Raw genomic sequence first — 18,532 nt, 5'->3', positions numbered from 1 at the left:
TCATGACCATCCACTGGGGCCACGGTATCGCCCTTTTCTACTCCTTTTTCGTCTGTACCCTCGTCGTCGTGGTGATCAAAAGCATGGGCTTCGACAACAGCCTGGTCACCGAAGCCTACTACCAGCGCGATATCAACTACCAGCAGGAGTACGAACGCCGGAGCAACAGCCGCACCCTGGCCGAGCCACTGCGGCTGGAGCATCACCGACTGGAGTTTCCCGACTATCTCGCACCGGAGGCCACGGGCACCCTGCTGCTCTACCGCCCGAGCAGTAAGCGCTATGACCGTACGGTGCGCCTCGACCTGGACGCCGAGGGCGGCATGGACCTCCCGGTGGCCGGGCTGCCCGGCGGCCGCTACGTAGCTATCGTGGAGTGGGAAGCGGCCGGCCGGAAGTACTACGACGAACTGGACCTCGACCTGTAAAGCCCGTAACCGTGGAACTCTTCGCCGCCTTCACCCTCGGTCTCTTCGGCAGCCTTCACTGCGTAGGTATGTGCGGCCCCCTGATGCTGGCCGCGGGGGGCGACGGGAAAGCGGTAGCCCAGTACCAAACCGGCCGCCTGCTGACCTACGCCCTGCTCGGAGCCCTGCTGGGTAGTCTGGGCCTGGGTGCCCGCCTGCTCCAGCTACAGGCGCCCCTGGCAATCGTATCCGGGGCGGCCCTGTTGCTGATTGCCTTCGCCCGCCTCTCGCCGGAACGGTGGGTAGCCGCCTGGCCGGGATACGGGCGCCTGCAGCTCGCCCTGCGGTGGCGGATAAGTGGCTGGCTCAACCGGGGCGGACTGGCCCACTTCGGACTGGGGTGCTGCAACGGCTTACTGCCCTGCGGACTCGTCTACCTCGCCGTTATCGGGGCGGCGAACGCGGGTGGAATAGTTGCCGGCGCGCTGTTCATGCTTGCTTTCGGGCTGGGAACCTTGCCCTTACTGCTCGGACTGCTGCTTACCGGACGACGGTTGGTCCGGCTGGGCAACGGCTTCCTGCTACGGTACACGCCGGTAGTCGTCGCCCTCGCCGGTGCGCTGCTGCTCTGGCGCGGGTGGCACGCCGCCCTGCCGGTGGACTTCCAGCGCTTCCAGGACCTGGTCTTTCCGCCGATGTGCCACTGATTCAGTAAGTGCTGAGTTCCTCCAGGGAGATGCGCCCCTCGTAGATGGCTTTCCCCACGATGACGCCGTAGCAGTCGATCCGCACCAGGGCATCCAGGTCCTCCGTCGTCGCTACACCGCCGCTGGCGATGAGGTTCACCTCCGGTTGCTCGCGCCGGATGCGGGCGTACAACTCGCGGGCCGTACCCTGTAAGAGTCCGTCCTTGCTTACGTCGGTACATATGGTATAGCGGACGCCCCGCTTCACGTAGTCGGCCAGGAATTCGAAGAGTTCCCGGTCACTGGCTTCCTCCCAGCCGCTGACGGCGATCTTGTCGCCGCGTACGTCGGTCCCGAGGATGATGCGCTCGGGTCCGAACCGCTCCAGCCAACCCAGGAACACCTCCGGCTGCTTCACGGCGATCGTACCGCCGGTCACCTGGTGGGCACCGGCTTCGAAGGCGATGCGCAGGTCTTCGTCGCTCTTCATGCCGCCGCCCCAGTCGATCTTGAGGTCCGTGCCCCCGGCGATCCGTTCCAGGACCTTATGGTTGACGATGCCGCCGCCGCGGGCCCCGTCGAGGTCCACCACGTGGAGACGCTCCAGCCCGGCCGCTTCGAATTCCTTCGCCACGGCGAGGGGGTCTTCGTTGTAGACGGTTTTCTGGGCGTAGTCGCCCTGGGTGAGGCGGACGCATTTTCCGTCGATGAGGTCTATGGCGGGTATGATGTGCATGGGGGGGTCGGTTGGGCGGGTCATCGGATGTCTCCCGCAGCGGTAGCGGCGGAGACATCCGATGTCTTCGCCGGCAAACTTAGGACGAATTTCGGGTAATCAGGTTACGAGGTCTTACCCTGGCGGCTCGCTGTCCGATGTCTCGGCCGCCAAACTGGGACGAATTGCCAGTAAGCAAATCGTTAGGTGCCCGCTATGCCGATCCGCCTAAACTACCGGTCCGCCTACCGAGTTCCCCGGGCAAACCCCATTCGTGGATCAGACGCTCGGAGTGTTCCTTACCGGTTACCCCATTTCCCTTCGCGAATTTCGCAAGCGGAACACCAAGGTATTCGAAACCCGCCTGCTGCTGGCGAAGACCACAACCACCGCTGCGCCGGCGAGTGGATCACCATCGACCTGACCGAAGCCGCCCTCCGCAACCTGGTCGAGCGGATGGAGTATTACCTCCCGCAGCAGGACCTGTCGATCAAGCTCCGTCGCATTCCGGCTATCCCGGAAAGCCGGGTGATCATCGACCGGGTGCGGAAGCAGGACGAAGCCCTGACACCCGCATCGTAACGGCAGGGCCTGGCGAGCACAGCCGACATCAACCCGGAGGAAGGACCGGGGGTTAGGGATATACACCCCCGCACCATGGCCGATCAACCGCCCACCACCCTCGACGACTTTTACCGCGAAATTGCCGCCAAGCGTGGGCAACAGACGGCCCCCTCCGTAGCAAAGCCCTCCGGCGATATCGGCCACTTCGGGGTATTCGATCTGCAAGCCCTACACCGCGACGGTCCGCCGCGGGAAATGCCCTACAACCGCCGTACCTATTACAAGATCAGCCTGATCAGCGGTCGCAACCGCGCGGAATACGCCGACAAGGTGATCGAGGTCGGGGGGGAAGCGCTGCTGTTCGCCACTCCCAATATCCCTTACCACTGGCTTCCGCTGGATTCCCAGCCACGCGGGTATTTCTGCGTGTTCACCCGCGACTTCCTGGCCGCCAATCCCCTCGGCACCCGTCTGGACGCGCTGCCCATCTTTCGACCCGGCCAGACCCCGCTCTTTGAAGTAACCGAACGGGACGCCGAAGTGGCGCGCGCCATTTTCCGGAAGATGATCGCGGAGGCCGGTTCCGACTATGCCTATCGCTCGGATCTGTTGCGGACCTACCTCCTGGAGCTGATCCATCTCGGCCAGAAACTGCAGCCGGCCCCCACGGTCGCCGATCCGCCAACCGCCGCGACGCGAATCACCGCCCTATTCCGGGAGTTGCTCGAACGGGAATTCACCCCCCTCTCCCCGACTAACCCGCTGCGCCTGCGTACCCCCGGCGAGATCGCCGAGCGCCTGTCGCTGCACGTCAACTACCTCAACCAAACGCTCAAAGCCGAAACCGGAAAGACCACCTCCCAGCTGATCGGCGAACGCATCGTACAGGAGGCGAAGGTGCTGTTGCGCCATAGCCGGTGGTCCGTATCGGAGATCGCCTATGCGCTGGGCTTCGAGGAGCCGGCCCACTTCTCGAATTACTTCAAGCGCTACACCGATCACTCGCCGGGATCCTTCCGGGGCTAAGTCCTTTGATCGCTGTAAGCATGCCTTTGATTTCCGCAAGGCTACCCCACCCCGCGGGACTGACCTTTGTGGTCATCATTTACTTCTAAACTGAACTACTATGTCTACGCAAAACAAAACCGCCCTCGTCACCGGTGGCAGCCGCGGCCTCGGTCGCGATATGGCCCTCCGCCTCGCCGATAAGGGGCTCGACGTCATCCTGACCTACCACAGCCACGCCGACCAGGCGGAGGAGGTCGTCGGGCTGATCGAAGCAAAGGGCCGCAAGGCCGCCGCCCTCCAACTCGACACCTCGCGGGTCGACACCTTCGACGCCTTCTTCGCGGACTTTACGAGCCGGCTACAAGAAACCACCGGTCGCGACAAATTTGACTTCCTGGTCAACAACGCCGGTACCGGTCTGTACGCCCCGGTCCAACAAACCACCGAGGAGGATTTCGACCGCATCGTTGACATCCATTTCAAAGGGGTGTACTTCCTCACGCAGAAAGCCCTCCCGCTGCTCAACGACGGCGGCGGCATCGTGAACGTCTCCTCCGGACTGGCCCGCTTTTCTTATCCCGGATCGTCGGCCTACGCGGCAGCGAAGGGAGCTACCGAAGTCTTCACCCGTTACCTGGCCCGGGAACTGGGCGAACGCAAGATCCGCGCCAACATCGTAGCCCCGGGAGCCATCGCCACCGATTTTGGCGGCGGTCGCGTCCGGGACGACGAACAGATCAACCGAACGATCAGCCAACAGACCGCCCTCGGGCGCGTCGGCGAAGCGGAAGACATCGGCGGCGTCGTGGCCTTCCTCTGTACCGACGATGCCCGCTGGGTCAACGGCCAGCGCATCGAGGTCTCGGGCGGCATCCACTTATAGACCGTTTCCGGAAGCTTTTACAAAGGTCCCGCTTTCCCCAAAGCGGGACCTTTGTCATTGTACCGCCCCCGATCGGACCGACCATCCGCTCCGCCGCAGTACTTTACCCCCATGGCTACTTACCTCGCCGACGAAAGCTTCCGTAACCAGGACTTTACCCCTACGGCCACCGAGTACGACGGCTGCTCCTTCACCGCCTGCCGTCTGGCCGGGGCGGACCTCTCCGGTATCCGCTTCCTCGACTGCACTTTCCAGGACTGCGACCTGAGCAACGCCACGCTAACCGGTACCTCCTTCCAGAACGTACGCTTCGCAAGCTGCAAGCTACTGGGTCTGAGCTTCGACGCGGGCGACCCGCTGGCCTTCGCCGTCACCTTCACCGACCGCCGCCTGCAACACGCCTCCTTCCACAAGCTGAAGCTGACCCGCTGCGGTTTCACCGGCTGTGACCTCACCGAAGCCGACTTCACCCAGGCCGATCTAACGGGCATCACCCTCGTCGACTGCGACCTGGCCCGCGCCACCTTCGATAACACCGATCTCCGCAAAGCCGATCTCCGCGACTCCCGCCACTACCGCATCGACCCCACGCAAAACCGGGTCCGCGGCGCCCGCTTCTCCCTGCCCGAGGCCGTAGGCCTACTACAAACCTTCGGCGTCAAGATCAACTAGACGAACCAACAGCTGACGAAGTCAACTACTAACCGGCGGCGAAGCCGACGACTAACAGACTAACAGTTGACGAAGTCAACTACTAACCAACCACCACGCTCCACTTCCGAACCCACCACCGGTTCACCAGCCCCTTCATCACGTAAGGGTCCTTCCGCGCGAAATTTTCCGCCACGTCCTCCGATTCGCCCTTAAAGACCAAGGCCGCTCCGTCGGCGGGGTCGTAGGCGCCGGCCATCACCAATTCGCCCCGCTCGCGGAACTCGTTGGCCAGGCGGAGGTGCTGGTCGCGGTAGGGTTGGCGCTTCTCGACGTAGCCGTCTACGGTTTCGTAGAAGAGGATGTAGTGGTTCATGGGGGGGGGTGGGGTTACTGGGTGCTGGGATTTCTGGTTGCTGGTTGCTGGGTTTGGCCGGTCATCGGATGTCTCCCCCAGCGTCGCGGAGGGGTCATCCGATGTCTCGGCCGAACCACCATAAATACCGCCAAAAAGCCGAAAGTTCAGCCTCCGAAGAGCCGCGATTTGACCGACTCCCGGTAGCTGCCGCCAATCGGGATAAGGGTTTCCCCTATGCGCAGCTGGTTCCCCTCCAGGGCCTCGACCCGCTCGGTGGCCACGATGAAGGATTTATGCACGCGCAGGAAATTGTCCGGCAGTTCTTCCTCCAGTTGCTTCAGGGAGCCCAGCGTGAGGGTGCGGCCCTGCGCGGTGTGATAGGCCACGTACTCCCGCATGCTTTCGATGTAGCGGATGTCGGCGTGGGGGATGCGAAGGGTCTTGCGGTCTGACCGGACGAGCTGGTAACCAGCACTAGTTTTTGGCGTCGGAGCGCGGGAGAAAGGCGTTTCCGGAAACCGGTAATCCCGCACCTTCCCGACCGCCACCACGAAGCGCTCGAAGGCGAAGGGCTTCACGAGGTAATCCACCACGTCCAGCTCGAAGCCCTCCAGGGCGTATTCGGCATAGGCGGTGGTAAGGACCACGGCGGGCGGACGGCGCAGGGTGCGGAGGAAGTCCAGCCCCGTCATGCCGGGCATCTGGATGTCGAGGAAGAGCAGGTCGACCGGTTCCGCACGCAACAGCTCCATGGCGGCCACGGGGTGGGCGGCTTCTCCGACTACCCGCAGCTGGTCGGGCAGCCGCTCGCAGTAGGTGCGGACGAGCCGGCGGGCCAGTTCCTCGTCGTCGACGATCAGGCAGTTTAGCGGCTTCATGCTACCCGGAGTTGCAAGTGGATGGAAAAGCGCTCAGGAGCCGCGTCGACCGTGAGTTGGTGGCGATCGGGGTACAGCAGTTCGAGGCGCTTGCGCACGTTGTCCAGGCCGATACCGCCCACCCCGTCCACCGGCGAAGGGATGGGCGGAACGCTGTTCGTGACCCGGAAGTCGATGGTCGTCGGGCCCGTCGTGAGCGCCACGGTGATGTATCCCGCCTCCCGGTCCTCCACGCGGCTGTGTTTGTAGGCGTTTTCCACGAAGGGGATCAAGAGCAGCGGCGCCACGGGCAGTTCGGGCCGGCTGTCGTCCAGCTCGACGGTGACGTTGAGGCCGCGGCTGTCCTTGAGGCCGCGGAGGGCCACGTAGTTGCGTAGGTAATCGATCTCCCGGCCCAGGGGCACCACCTCGATCTCGGCGTCATACAGCATGTAGCGCAGCATGGCCGACAGCTTCAGCAGGCTTTCGGGGGCCTTATCGTCGCGGAGCAGCGTCAGGGTATAGATGTTATTCAGCGTATTGAACAGGAAGTGGGGGTTGACCTGTGACTTCAGGAACTTCAGTTCCGTGGCCAGCTGCTCCCGCTGGGCCTGCACGATTCGCTTTTCCTGCTGACCGGCGTAGCGCATCACGTCCACCAACACCGATCCGATCACGGAGGTGGCCAGCGGCAGCAGGTAGCGCAACGTCCCCTGCCCCAGGTTTCGGTTGCGCGACAAGCGCTCGTAGAGCACGGGGAAGCGGCGGCCACTGAAGTCGATGTTCTGCAAGACGAGCGTCGTAGCCACCACCAGGGCCACGGCCGCCACCACGTACCAGCCGCGGCGCCCCCGGAAGTAGAGGCTCGGGACCAGCACCGCCCCGTTGACGAATACGACCGCCCCGATCGCAATCAGTAACGGGAACAGCCGCCGGAAGTAGCGGAAGGGCGCGTCGAAACCGCCCCCCACGATGAGGAAGACCACCGCCCACAGCCCTACCCAGGCGAGGGCCTGGAGCGCGATGCGGGGGAGGTCGGGTCGTTGCATGGAGACAAAGGTCGGCCACCGGCGGCAGGGATGAAAGTGCGCGACGGCCCGTTCATTGATGGAACCGGGCCGTTCGTTGATTATACTTGACACGGGGCGGCGAAGGGCCCACCTTTGTAGCCCAGTCATCCGAGAGCGACTGCCTTATTCATCATCCAAAACCAGATCCTAATGAAAACTACGAAAGCGATCCTGTTCTCCCTGCTGTTCGTGCTGGCCACCGGCGTCCTCAGCGCCCAGCGCGGTGAAGACCGCGATCCCGCCGAGCGCATCGAAAAACAGACCGAGCGCCTGGCTACCGTCCTGGAACTCACCCCCGAGCAGACCGAGCGCGTCCGGGCCATCAACGAATCCTTCGCCGCCGAAGTGAAAACAGCCCGCGAGGAACTCCGCTCCGAGCGGGAAGCCATGCGCGCGAGCCTCAAAACGGCCAACGACCAGCGCCTGACCGAAATGAAGGCCGTCCTCACCGACGAGCAGTTCGCCAAACTCGAGGCCCTGCAGGCCGAGCGTAAGGAGCGGATGCAGGAGCGCCGCGGCGAGCGGGACGGTCGCGGCCAGGGTCGCCGGGGCCGGAACTAAGATTGAGCATTGTTGGTATGACCGCCGGTCCGCAGCAATTCGGTCCGGCGGTTTCTTTTGTCCCGCGACTTTTCTCTTCTCCCGCGCTCCGGCGCAAAAGCAACCTTTTGCCGCAATTGCTTGTCCTAGTGTGCTAAACCACGCCCGTTGATGCAACGATTGACCCTGACCGGCCTGTTGGCAACCCTGCTACTGGCCATTAGCTGTAACACCACCCGCCAGACCGCCGCTACCACCCCCCCACCGCCGCCCGCGGAGGACACCGCCATCGTGGAAACCGAGATGCGGAACCTGGACACCATGACGGTCAGCCCCGCCACTAACGGCGTGATCACCGAGGAGGAAATGGCCGGTACGGCGGCGGAGGAGATCCCCAACACCTTGCCTCCGCGCGCCATCGCTTTTGAGCGGGTACACGATCTGCTGCACACCAAGCTGGAGGTCAGCTTCGACTGGGAGGAAGAGCAGGTGATCGGTAAGGCCACCCTGCGGTTAAAGCCCATCTTCCGGCCGAGCAACGAGCTCACCCTGGATGCCAAGAACCTGAACTTCAACGCCATCACCATGGAAGACGGTACCGAGCTGGAGTACACCTACGATGACGCCCGCGAGCACGTTACCATCACCCTCGACAAGGCCTACACCCGCGGCCAGGAGTATACCGTCGTATTCGACTACACCGCCACGCCGGCCGAAACCGGTACCGCGGGTGGTGCCATTACCTCCGACAAGGGACTCTTCTTCATCAACCCCCGCGGCGAGGAGGGCGACAAGCCCCGCCAGATCTGGACCCAGGGCGAGACGGAAAACAACAGCCGCTGGTTCCCCACCATCGATAAGCCGAACGAGCGGACCACCCAGGAACTCTACGTGACCGTCGACGACCAGTATGAAACCCTCTCTAACGGTACCCTGGTCAGTTCCGAGCCCGCCGGCGACGGCAAACGCACCGACTACTGGAAGATGGACCTGCCCCACGCCCCCTACCTCTTTGCGCTGGTGGTGGGTGACTTCGAGATCGTCGAAGACGAGGAATGGAACGGCATCCCCATCAACTACTATATGGAACCGGAATTCGCCGATCACGCGACGTCCATTTTCCCCTACACCCGCGAGATGCTCACCTTCTTCAGCGAGCTCACCGGCGTGGAATACCCCTGGCCGAAGTACAGCCAGGTGGCCGTGCGCGACTACGTCAGCGGCGCCATGGAAAACACTACGGCGGTGATCTTCGGTGAGTTCATGAACGGCACCGACCGCGACCTCATCGACGTGGACGTGAACGAAAAGATCGTGGCCCACGAGATGTTCCACCACTGGTTCGGCGACCTGGTTACCTGCGAAAGTTGGTCGAACCTCACGCTCAACGAGGGCTTCGCCAACTACAGCGAGTACCTCTGGATGGAGAAAAAGCACGGTAAGGACGCCGCCGACTACCACCAGATGGAGGAATGGCAGGGATATTTCGGCTCGGTGCAGAACAGCCCGCCCCACGAACTGATCTGGTACGATTACGACGACAAAGAGCAGATGTTTGACGCCCACAGCTACAACAAGGGCGGCGCGGTGCTGCACATGCTGCGCCATTACGTCGGCGACGAGGCCTTCTTCGCCAGCCTGCAGTACTACTTGAACCGCCACGAATACTCCGCCGTGGAAGTAGATGAGCTGCGCATGGCCTTCGAAGACACCACCGGCGAGGACCTGAGCTGGTTTTTCGACCAGTGGTACCTCAGCGCCGGACACCCGCAACTGCGCATCACCTCCGACTACGCCGACGGGAACGTCTCCCTACGCGTCGAGCAGCTCCAGGATACCGACAATAACGTACCGGCCGTCTTCCGCATCCCCGTGGACGTGGATGTCTACACCAACGGAACGGCCGAACGCCACCGCATCCTGATCGACATGCGCGACCAGACCTTTACCCTACCGGCCGGTTTGGAACCGGAGGTGGTCGTCTTCGACCCCCAACACCAGTTGCTGGCGGAAACGGACTTCCAGAAAACGCCGGAAGAACTGGCCGCCCAGTACCGGTATGCTCCCGCCCTCCTGGACCGCTACGTGGCCGTCGGTCAGCTAGCCGGAATGAGTAGCGAGCCGGAGCTAAAGGACGAAATTCTGACCGCCGCGCTCCAGGATTCCTTTTACGCCATCCGGGGAGTTGCACTGCAAAGCCTCGAGGAACCTTCGGAAGCCCAGCTGGCGATCGTAAGGGAAATTGCCCGTAACGACGACCGCAGTCAGGTACGGGCTACGGCACTCGGCCTGCTCACCCAGATAGAGGACGGCGAACTAGCCCCAATCGCAACCGAGGCGCTGGAAGCGGAAGCATACTCCGTAGTAGCCGCCGGCTTGCAGGCGCTGGTCGCCGCGGATCCCGAAGGGGCCTCGGAAGCAGCGGGGGCACTTGAGGAGATCGACAACCAGGACATCAGTGCCGCGCTGGCCGGGATTTACAGCGAGTCTGGCGACCTGAGCAAGCTGCCCTACATCGAGAGCCGCCTGGAAACCTCCGACAACTACCAGGCCATCGACCTGTACACGGCCTACCAGACCCTGCTGGCGAAAGGGCAGGCGGCCGAACAGACCGCCGGAGTGGCCCGCCTGAAGGAGATTGCGCTGAATCAGTCGCAAAGCCCCTGGCGCCGCCTGGCCGCCACCAAGGCCATCAGCGACCTGCGCAATACGCTATCGGAGGGAGTGGAAGAACTGGGCGACACCGGTGATCTGAACAAGCTGATCATGGAAATGGGCACCAGTCTGGAGGCCATTAAAGCCGCCGAGACGAACGCCGACCTGAAGAACATTTACCAGCAGTTCTAAGCAAGCGCCGACTTCGCCTATCTTAGCGGCTTCGTATGCTCACGCCGGCCGTTGTCACATTACTGGTAGCCCTAGGGGCGGTCATCCTGTTCGTTACCGAGTGGCTGTCCGTAGACCTCATCGCCATGCTCATCGTGGTGGCGCTGGTGGTCGGCGGGGTCATCACCCCCCAGGAAGGTTTGGCCGGCTTCAGCAACGACGCTACCCTCACGGTGGCCTTCATGTTCGTGCTGTCGGCCGCCCTACTGAAGACCGGGGCATTGCAACAGGTGGCGGGCTCCATGTCGGCCCGGTTCCGGCGGAGGCCGAAGAAGGCGATGTTCCTGCTCATCCTGACGGTAGCCTTCGCGTCAGCCTTTATTAATAATACCCCGGTGGTGGCGGTATTCATTCCCGTGGTGACCCGGATCGCCGCCACGGCGAAGATTAAGGCGTCCAAGCTGCTTATTCCCCTTTCCTTTGCGAGCATTTTCGGGGGCATCTGTACGCTGATCGGTACCTCCACGAATATCCTCGTGAGCGGCGTGGCGATCACCCACGGGCTCGAGGGCTTCGATATGTTCACCATTACGCCCATCGGGCTGGTGCTGCTGGGCATCGGGGCGATTTACCTGACTTACCTCGGTCCCCGGCTGCTGCCCAATCGCTCGGGTGATGACAGCCTGGAAGAAAAATTCGCCCTCCACGATTACCTCGCGGAGATCGTCATCCTCGACCATCCCGATCTGGCCGGCAAACGCATTATGGATTCCCCGTTGGTACGGGAGCTCGAAATGGACATCATGGAGGTGCGCCGGGGCGAACAGAGCTTCCTGCTCCCGCCCGGCGACTTCAGCCTCGTGAAGGGCGACACCCTGAAGGTGCGCTGCGACCGGAAGAAAATCCTGAACCTGAAAGACTGGGTCCGACTGGTCGATAACACCGGCAGCGTGCAGGTAATGGGCACGGGGCTGGAGCGCGACAACAGCAGCCTGGTGGAAATGGTGGTGACCCCCAACTCCGAATTTGTCGGCAAAAACCTGCGGGAGGTGGACTTCCGTCGCAGCTTCCGGGCGGTACCACTGGCGATCCGGCAGCGGGAGGAAACCCTCCACGAACATTTGTACCGCCTGCCCCTCACCCCGGGCGACGTGATCCTCGCGGAGGTGAAGAGCCACTATCTCTCGGAGTTGCAGCACATCGAACAGCAGCAGGACAGCCCCTTCATCCTCCTGTCGAGCGATGCCATCACGGATTTCAACCGCGGCCGGTTCTACTTCGTAAGCGCGCTGATCCTGGCCGTTATCGCGCTGGCGACCACCGGGCTGCTACCGATTAGCATCGCCGCCCTGATGGGGGTCTGCGTCCTCGTCCTCGGTAAAGCGGTGAACATGAACGAGGCGTACGAGTCGATCGACTGGAAAATCGTCTTCCTGCTGGCCGGAGCCCTGAGCCTGGGCCGGGCCATGAGTAACAGCGGATTGGACGACGCGATTGCGTCCCTGCTTACCGGCAATATCTACCAGTGGGGCCCCTTTGCCCTGGTCGCGGCCCTGTACCTGGCCACCAACCTCCTGACCGAGGTGATGAGCAACAACGCCACCGCCGCGTTGCTGGCACCGGTGGCCATTGCGGCGGCCGAACAGGTGGGCATCGATCCGTTGCCCCTGCTGGTGACGGTGGCCGTGGGGGCTTCCGCCAGCTTCATGACCCCCGTCGGCTACCAGACGAACGCCATGGTGTACAGTGCCGGCCGCTATCGCTTCCTCGACTTTACCCGCATTGGCGCGCCGCTGAGCCTCATCTTCTGGGTGGTGACTACCCTGGCGGTTCCTTTTCTTTTCGGATTGGTTTAGGGCGGCGGGGCGCGGGAGAAATGAGGTCCAATGAACGGCGTGCAAGTCGGTTCTTATGGTCCATTCGGTCCCAGGATAGCGGTAGTGGCCGCGGAAAGCATGACCCGATTCCGGACGCTTAGGTCCGGGTGGGGCACCAAAGACCATCGCGCCTACCCGCCCTTCCGGGCGGGGCGCTTGTCGTAGGGGGAGGGGGTAAACTGCGCTGCGCTTCGTCTTCCCCGCTCCTCCCTACGACAAGAGCCAGCACGCTACGCGTACTGGCTCCATCGTCTTTGGTCGGGATGACTGGATTCGAACCAGCGGCCTCGTCGTCCCGAACGACGCGCGCTACCGGGCTGCGCTACATCCCGCGCTTGAGGGCGGCAAAGATAGGGGATGGCTTGCATTTCTACCCAAATCATTGCGGGGAATCCAGCGCGGAAAGCGCATTCCGAGCGATTTATTTCGGTCAGGGAACGGCCCCCGACATTCCCGATTGCAGGTGGGCTTGTAAGCGCGTGGTTAGTTGCCGCAGGTATTCGTATTCCAGTACCAAAGTTAAGTGGGTTTCCCGCTGGCGCGCGTCCCTGAACTGTGCCAGTTCGTCGGCGTGCGCTTCGGGCGGCGGGGCAACGTATGCGCTCTCGTTGATCGCCAATCGATAGCAATGGGTCAGCTCCGTGGTGAGCTCCTGGATCAGCGTATTGACATACCCCTGGTCGAGGCTGGGTGCGGTATACCGAAGCAGGGTCCCGATATGGGCGACCACGGAAAGGATCCGGTGAAGGTCGGTGACGATATCGGACATACGATCGCTCTGCCGGGCCCCGCCCCCGGGCTCGCGCAGCACCCGCTCGTAGGTCGCATCTAACTCACCCAGACTGACGAATGCCTCCCTCCGGGCAAGGCGGTATTCGAGGCCGTCCGACTTCCCCGCACGAAAGAGTGCGGATTCCTGCTGCAGGTATGCTCGTATGTTCAGCAACGCACTGCCGAGCAGGGCGGTGATCCCGCCGCGTTCCCAGGCGGGCCAAAGAAACCGACTGGCCAACCAGGCCAGCACGGCCCCGATGACCGTATCGACGATCCGGTAGGCGATAACGGTATAGGCACTCGGGTGGAGCATGGCATACACGAATACCAGGTTCAGGGTCACGAAGAGGGCGGCAATCCGGTAATCCTTATTCAGGTAGACGAACATAAACGGAAGCGCCACCGCGGCGATGATCCCGTAGACCAGGTAGCTATCGGTCAGAAATACCACGGAAGCGGCCAATGCAGCGCCGATAAGCGTACCGATGGTACGTTCCAGCGACCGATCCTTACTCTGAACGTAACTGGGACGTAGAATAACCACGACCGTGAGCATGATCCAGTAAGCGTTCTGTACCCCAAGAACCTGCCCCACCAGGTACCCCAGCGTTACGACAGCGGCCAGACGGAGCGAATGGCGAAACACGGCATCTTCGGTGGTAAAGCTATCCTGCAAGCCGCGCCAGTTGATTTTCGGGCGTAGCCGCTCGTAAGCGTCCGGTTCGAAAACCAGGGCATCCGCTTGCATTTCACGTTCTCCTAGGGCTTGTATATTTTCCAACTTATCGAGCTGCCTGTCGATGTTGGCGATCAGGATCCCGAGGTAGTGATGAAATTCATTCCGGTCGTCCGTGGGTTCCTCGTCCGCTTCCGGGACGAGCGAAAGCAAGCGCCGGCGAAGCTGCTCCGGCTGCGCGGTACGGAAGTTACTTGACTTATCGGCTACGCAGATGAGGGCATCTTTCACCTCGTCCAGGATGTCTGCCACGGATAGCACCGCCGCCGAACGTCGCCCCACCGCCCTGCGTAGGGGAACCGCCGCGGCCAGCTCGATCAGCTCGACCAACTCGATAAAGAGCACCCCCTCGTGGCTTTCCCCTCTGCGCGCTACGCTATCGGGATTCGTGGCGTAGAAATAATCCGCCAGTTCCTTTCGATTCTCACTGATCTGGTTGTGCACCCGGATAAGAGGCGGCCACTGCTCATCCGTGGTATCGGAACGGAGTTGCGCCCCTTTCAGAGCCAGATAATTAGCGGTCAGCCGAAGTAAATCATTCAATAGCCCGATCCGGTACTGCCGGTAGCGAAGGGGATGAAAGAGGAGGTTGAGCAGGATGAACCATACGCCGCCGGCCGCAATCGCCAAAGCCGTGCGTAAGATTTGCCAACCCGTTTGGGGGAAAGCATACGCCAGAACGAGCGCCAGCAATCCGCTGAAACTAACCAGGCTGGCCCGTTTTCCGAGTACGGATAGGTACGCGGATGCAAAAGCGAGTGCGGGCAGCACCAGCAAATTTAAATAGGGAATATCCAGCGTGAACTGAATCAGGACGACGTTGGTGACGGCCAGGAGCAAACCGACAACCTGATTGGCAACGTGCGCGGCTCTGTTTCCAGGGAGGTCACAGATCGACACCAGAAAGATTCCCAGTGCGGTGCTAACCGCAGTCGACAGCGGGAAGAAGTGGGAAACCACCACAATAGCCACCACGATGGCCAGGACCATCAGGATGCCCCGCCCGAAGGCGTGGTCCTTCAGCAGCGCGGTGGAGCGTTTTCCTAGTTGCTCGAACAGCGGAATCTTTGGCATGGTATCCGTAATCCTGGATGACAATTCTCCCCCAATCCGGAGTAGCTTGTCTGTACTAACGTGCAGGCCCTGAAAAGGTAGGCTGGCTACCTTTTATCCTATACTATTTCCTTTCGCTTGCCGGAGACGTGTAACCTTTTGCTCCGTTCCGTTACTATATTGGAAACAGAGACCATGACCGCTGCATCGCCCTCCGCCGAATTCATGGACTGGTACGCGCCATTCCACGACCGCTTTATGAAATACTGCGCCAGCCAGACCTTTGGCCTGGCCTCCGCCGAAGACATTGCACAGGATGCTGTCCTGAGTGCCCTGGAGCAATGGAATCGCCTGGAGGATAAAGACCGGCTGCTCGCTTATATGATCGGGATCGTAAACCACCGGGTAAGGAATCAACTCCGCTCGGCGCGCGTACAGCAACGTTACCTGCAGGAGCGGCGGCGGCACTTAAGCGACCGCCTGCCCGCCCAACCGGAGCTGGCGCTGGATTTACACTATCTGCTGCGGGCCATTGACCTACTTCCCGAGCAAAGCAAAGAGGCCCTCCTGCTCACGGCGGTAAGTGGCTGGTCGATTCGCGAAGTCGCGGATATCCAGCAATCCACGCCGGGGGCGGTGAAAACCCGCATCAGCCGGGCCCGCAAGGAGCTGCGGGAAAAATTTGCCGAGGACGGCAAGCCGCTCCGTATTAGCGAGCGGCTAACTATTTATGCGTCCCTGCTGCTATGAGCAAGAATACCGACCGCCTGCTTCGGCAATTACCGGAAACCTTGCCGCAATCAATTCCGCTCGGGCAGGTGAAGGATTGGATCAGTCGGGGGCGTCCTCGGCGTCGATTCCACGTCCTGGTTTGGCTGACCCGTGTCTGGCGCTGGAACGGTAACTAACCTCTCTATACTTCAAGCAATTTTTTGAACCGGCACGGGCCGGATAGGCCCGCCCCTGCCCCAACCCAACTGTTATGCACGATTTTCTTCGCTATGCGGCCCTCGATCACGGACTGGATCCCGCCGGCACCTACCGTAGTCTGCTGGCATCGATCAATCCGACCATCATTGAGGAACGCCAGCTCAACGTCGCCCAGCTGGATGTTTTCAGTCGCCTGATGATGGACCGGATCATCTTTCTGGGAACCGAGATCAACGATTACGTCGCCAATGTAATCCAGGCCCAACTTCTATTTCTAGCCAGTAGCGACCCCGGGCGCGACATTACGCTTTACATCAACTCGCCGGGCGGGTCGGTAACGGCCGGCCTGGGCATTTACGATACCATGCGGCACGTACCCTGCTCGGTGAATACCACCTGCACTTCTCTCGCGGCTAGTATGGCATCGGTGTTACTCTGCGCCGGAGCTCCCGGCAAGCGAACCGCCCTTCCTCACTCCCGGGTGATGATCCACCAGCCGAGTGGAGGGATGCAGGGGAAAGTGTCGGATATGGAGATCAACTACCGGCTGATGCTGGAGCTACAGGACGAACTATATACCATCATGAGCGAGCATACCCATCGGACGAAAGAGGAAATCCGGCGCGATGCGGATCGGGACCACTGGATGACCGCCGAATTTGCGCTAGAGTACGGGTTTATCGACGAGGTGATGACCGGCGCGAAGCACGGGTAGGGTACCGGGTTCAATAAGAAAGGCCGGTAGCTCTGGCGAGCTCCCGGCCTTTATCAGGATCGGAGTAACGATTGTTTACTCGAGCTGGAACTTGACGGGCAAGTTGAACTGAACGCGTACGGCGCGTCCACCCTGTTGACCGGGCACCCACTTGATGCCTTTCTCGTTCATAAGCTGTACGACGCGGAGGGCCTCCTCGCCGGTTTTGGCTCCCGGGTTCCGAACGACGGTGGCGTCGGTTACGGTACCGTCTTGCTCTACTACGAAAGAAACAACGGCCATACCTTCAACACCGTTCTCACGGGCGATAGCGGGGTACTTGATGTTGCCGTAGATGAATTCGAGCATCTTTTTATCGGCACACTGCTTCTGTTCGGCATAGCTACCCAGATCTTCACAGCCGGGGAACATGGGCATGTTCTCTACCACTTTGAAGATCTCCTCTACATCGGGCTTCGGGGGTGGTGGTGGCGGGGGCGGCGGCGGGGGCGGTGCTTTATCTTCCTTAACCTCCGGCGGTGGCTCGTTCATGACACTTTCCTCGTCGATGGAAGTATCCTCGAATTCCGGCGGATCTTCCTCGATCAGTTCCTCTTCCGGAACTTCCTCGATGACGGGGGGTGGCGGTGGGGGCGGAGGGGGGGGGGGTTCGGCCGTCCGGGGCGGTTCCATCTCGATCTCCTCTTCCAGCTCAAGCGCGCCTTCCGGAATGATGATCTCGGCTTCGTACTGCGTCCAGGCGAAGGCCAGGAGCGACAGGCCGACGGCGAGGGCCAAACCGAAGTTGAAGAAGGTGGAACTCAGCCCGAAGACATCTACCCGCTCGTACTTCGCCCGGTTCTCGATGTAAGAACCGTCCTTGTCGGCGTCTTCGGTGTACTCACCGGCAATTCCCTTCTCGGTCCGCGACTGATAGACATTCCGCATCAGATAGATCAGGCCGATCAATGCGAGCAGAATGGCTCCGAAGGTTATCGCCAGGGTAGCACCTGTTATAGATAAATCTCCCATGGCTTAAGTTTATAAATAATTAGAGCTACTACCCCGCCGGAGCGAGGTACTTATATACAATTCGTTGCAAGAGCACGTAGAGTGCTCCTCCCAGCAGTGCGCCGATCAGGTTGGCTACCATATCGACGGGATCGTATTCTCTGCCGGTCCCGGCGATGCCCTGTAACACTTCCATTAGTGCTCCGAACAGGGCGGCGGCCAAGGCGGCCGTTGCCGCCCGCTTCCCGGTGGAAGCACTGCCGATTGAGAAAGACAATAATACTGCAAAAAAGGCGTAAGCACCAAAATGTGCAATCTTATCCGGGGAAAATAGCTCCGACCAGTCAAAAATTCCCGGTATCCGCTGCCCTGGAACCAGACTGACGTAGCCTAGTAACAGCGCATAGAACACGGTAATCAGCCGGATTCCCGTTTGTCTTCGGGGAGTAGATGCGGGTGAAGTGGGCTTTGGTGGGTGATCCGCCAACTTTTAAGAAATTAATGCAGCGTAGGCGGCGGCATCCAGCAATCCCGCCCGGTCATCCGGGTCGGATAATTCGACCTTTACGATCCAGCCTTTGCCGTAGGGGTCTTCGTTGACCATGGTGGGGTTATCGCCGTCGCTCTCGTCCAGTTCGCTATTAAAGGCGATCACTTTGCCCGCCAGGGGCATGAATAGGTCACTGGTTGTCTTTACCGCTTCCACGGTGCCGAACACCTCGTTGCGGTCCAGGGTCTCCCCTACCGTATCCACTTCTACGTAAACGAGCTCGTCCAACTGCTCCTGCGCAAAGTCGGTAATGCCCACCGTCGCGGTATTGCCGTCGATAAGCACCCACTCGTGCTCCTCGGTGTAGAAAAGATTATCAGGTACGTTCATTGGTTTACGGGT

Annotated in this window: 19 protein-coding genes and 1 tRNA gene; 11 read left to right on the top strand and 9 right to left on the bottom strand. The window is 61.2% G+C overall.

Annotated elements, in window-relative coordinates:
* Nucleotides 1–2: 2 nt before the first annotated feature.
* Entirely contained in the window at nucleotides 3–428 is a 426-nt protein-coding gene (locus tag CLV84_RS02710; RefSeq protein WP_104418196.1) for a FixH family protein, read from the top strand.
* A gap of 11 nt (nucleotides 429–439) precedes the next feature.
* The gene (locus CLV84_RS02705; protein ID WP_104418195.1) at nucleotides 440–1,114 is read left to right on the top strand and encodes a sulfite exporter TauE/SafE family protein; all 675 of its coding nucleotides are present in this window, start codon (nucleotides 440–442) and stop codon (nucleotides 1,112–1,114) included.
* Between the two features lies 1 nt (nucleotide 1,115).
* Here the strand turns inward: CLV84_RS02705 and hisA are convergent, their stop codons facing one another.
* Nucleotides 1,116–1,829: a 1-(5-phosphoribosyl)-5-[(5-phosphoribosylamino)methylideneamino]imidazole-4-carboxamide isomerase gene (hisA, locus tag CLV84_RS02700; RefSeq protein ID WP_104418194.1), complete on the bottom strand. Its 714-nt coding sequence runs from the start codon at nucleotides 1,827–1,829 to the stop codon at nucleotides 1,116–1,118.
* Nucleotides 1,830–2,024: 195 nt separating this feature from the next.
* On the opposite strand from hisA, the gene CLV84_RS02695 reads away from it, so the two are divergent.
* The 4 genes from CLV84_RS02695 to CLV84_RS02680 all read left to right on the top strand — a co-directional run bounded on the left by CLV84_RS02695 (nucleotide 2,025) and on the right by CLV84_RS02680 (nucleotide 4,935).
* Nucleotides 2,025–2,390 (top strand): hypothetical protein, encoded by a 366-nt coding sequence (locus tag CLV84_RS02695; protein WP_104418193.1) that lies wholly within the window; start codon nucleotides 2,025–2,027, stop codon nucleotides 2,388–2,390.
* Nucleotides 2,391–2,465: 75 nt separating this feature from the next.
* Nucleotides 2,466–3,398 carry a helix-turn-helix domain-containing protein gene (locus tag CLV84_RS02690; protein ID WP_104418192.1) on the top strand — a complete coding sequence of 311 codons (933 nt, stop codon included), beginning with the start codon at nucleotides 2,466–2,468 and terminating at the stop codon, nucleotides 3,396–3,398.
* Nucleotides 3,399–3,498: 100 nt separating this feature from the next.
* The gene (locus CLV84_RS02685) at nucleotides 3,499–4,263 is read left to right on the top strand and encodes an SDR family NAD(P)-dependent oxidoreductase (protein WP_104418191.1); all 765 of its coding nucleotides are present in this window, start codon (nucleotides 3,499–3,501) and stop codon (nucleotides 4,261–4,263) included.
* Between the two features lie 111 nt (nucleotides 4,264–4,374).
* Entirely contained in the window at nucleotides 4,375–4,935 is a 561-nt protein-coding gene (locus tag CLV84_RS02680) for a pentapeptide repeat-containing protein (protein ID WP_104418190.1), read from the top strand.
* A gap of 82 nt (nucleotides 4,936–5,017) precedes the next feature.
* Here CLV84_RS02680 and CLV84_RS02675 read toward each other — a convergent pair whose 3' ends face one another.
* The 3 genes from CLV84_RS02675 to CLV84_RS02665 form a co-directional block, all read right to left on the bottom strand.
* Nucleotides 5,018–5,290 carry a YciI-like protein gene (locus tag CLV84_RS02675; RefSeq protein ID WP_104418189.1) on the bottom strand — a complete coding sequence of 91 codons (273 nt, stop codon included), beginning with the start codon at nucleotides 5,288–5,290 and terminating at the stop codon, nucleotides 5,018–5,020.
* A 146-nt stretch (nucleotides 5,291–5,436) separates the two neighbouring features.
* A complete protein-coding gene (locus tag CLV84_RS02670) occupies nucleotides 5,437–6,150 on the bottom strand; it encodes a LytR/AlgR family response regulator transcription factor (RefSeq protein ID WP_104418188.1) in 714 nt (237 codons plus the stop codon).
* Nucleotides 6,147–7,178 carry a sensor histidine kinase gene (locus CLV84_RS02665; RefSeq protein ID WP_170067539.1) on the bottom strand — a complete coding sequence of 344 codons (1,032 nt, stop codon included), beginning with the start codon at nucleotides 7,176–7,178 and terminating at the stop codon, nucleotides 6,147–6,149. The genes CLV84_RS02670 and CLV84_RS02665 overlap by 4 nt, the downstream gene beginning before the upstream one ends.
* A gap of 171 nt (nucleotides 7,179–7,349) precedes the next feature.
* Here CLV84_RS02665 and CLV84_RS02660 point away from each other — a divergent pair, with 171 nt between their 5' ends.
* From CLV84_RS02660 to CLV84_RS02650, 3 genes are all read left to right on the top strand, one after another.
* Nucleotides 7,350–7,760 (top strand): Spy/CpxP family protein refolding chaperone, encoded by a 411-nt coding sequence (locus CLV84_RS02660; RefSeq protein ID WP_104418186.1) that lies wholly within the window; start codon nucleotides 7,350–7,352, stop codon nucleotides 7,758–7,760.
* A 150-nt stretch (nucleotides 7,761–7,910) separates the two neighbouring features.
* Nucleotides 7,911–10,586, top strand: a complete 2,676-nt coding sequence (locus CLV84_RS02655; RefSeq protein WP_104418185.1) for a M1 family aminopeptidase — start codon at nucleotides 7,911–7,913, stop codon at nucleotides 10,584–10,586.
* 35 nt (nucleotides 10,587–10,621) lie between these two features.
* Nucleotides 10,622–12,421 carry an SLC13 family permease gene (locus tag CLV84_RS02650; RefSeq protein WP_104418184.1) on the top strand — a complete coding sequence of 600 codons (1,800 nt, stop codon included), beginning with the start codon at nucleotides 10,622–10,624 and terminating at the stop codon, nucleotides 12,419–12,421.
* 276 nt (nucleotides 12,422–12,697) lie between these two features.
* Here CLV84_RS02650 and CLV84_RS02645 read toward each other — a convergent pair.
* Nucleotides 12,698–12,774 (bottom strand) — tRNA-Pro (locus CLV84_RS02645).
* A gap of 98 nt (nucleotides 12,775–12,872) precedes the next feature.
* On the bottom strand, nucleotides 12,873–15,026 hold the full coding sequence (locus tag CLV84_RS02640; RefSeq protein ID WP_104418183.1) for an FUSC family protein: 2,154 nt from the start codon (nucleotides 15,024–15,026) through the stop codon (nucleotides 12,873–12,875).
* Nucleotides 15,027–15,200: 174 nt separating this feature from the next.
* Here CLV84_RS02640 and CLV84_RS02635 point away from each other — a divergent pair, with 174 nt between their 5' ends.
* Nucleotides 15,201–15,755, top strand: coding sequence for an RNA polymerase sigma factor (locus tag CLV84_RS02635; RefSeq protein ID WP_245911365.1), 555 nt, complete (start codon nucleotides 15,201–15,203; stop codon nucleotides 15,753–15,755).
* A 232-nt stretch (nucleotides 15,756–15,987) separates the two neighbouring features.
* Nucleotides 15,988–16,650, top strand: a complete 663-nt coding sequence (locus CLV84_RS02630) for a ClpP family protease (RefSeq protein WP_104418182.1) — start codon at nucleotides 15,988–15,990, stop codon at nucleotides 16,648–16,650.
* A gap of 75 nt (nucleotides 16,651–16,725) precedes the next feature.
* Here CLV84_RS02630 and CLV84_RS02625 read toward each other — a convergent pair whose 3' ends face one another.
* The 3 genes from CLV84_RS02625 to gcvH all read right to left on the bottom strand — a co-directional run bounded on the left by CLV84_RS02625 (nucleotide 16,726) and on the right by gcvH (nucleotide 18,520).
* Nucleotides 16,726–17,661: an energy transducer TonB gene (locus CLV84_RS02625; protein ID WP_104418181.1), complete on the bottom strand. Its 936-nt coding sequence runs from the start codon at nucleotides 17,659–17,661 to the stop codon at nucleotides 16,726–16,728.
* A gap of 28 nt (nucleotides 17,662–17,689) precedes the next feature.
* Nucleotides 17,690–18,052: a VanZ family protein gene (locus tag CLV84_RS02620; protein ID WP_170067538.1), complete on the bottom strand. Its 363-nt coding sequence runs from the start codon at nucleotides 18,050–18,052 to the stop codon at nucleotides 17,690–17,692.
* A 78-nt stretch (nucleotides 18,053–18,130) separates the two neighbouring features.
* Nucleotides 18,131–18,520: a glycine cleavage system protein GcvH gene (gcvH, locus tag CLV84_RS02615; RefSeq protein WP_104418179.1), complete on the bottom strand. Its 390-nt coding sequence runs from the start codon at nucleotides 18,518–18,520 to the stop codon at nucleotides 18,131–18,133.
* Nucleotides 18,521–18,532: the final 12 nt, after the last annotated feature.

It is taken from the genome of Neolewinella xylanilytica (genome assembly GCF_002934605.1).
GTDB classification, from domain to species: Bacteria; Bacteroidota; Bacteroidia; order Chitinophagales; family Saprospiraceae; genus Neolewinella; species Neolewinella xylanilytica.
The sequence above is the reverse complement of the archived record's forward strand: the minus strand, read 5'-3'. Positions and strand labels throughout refer to the sequence as shown.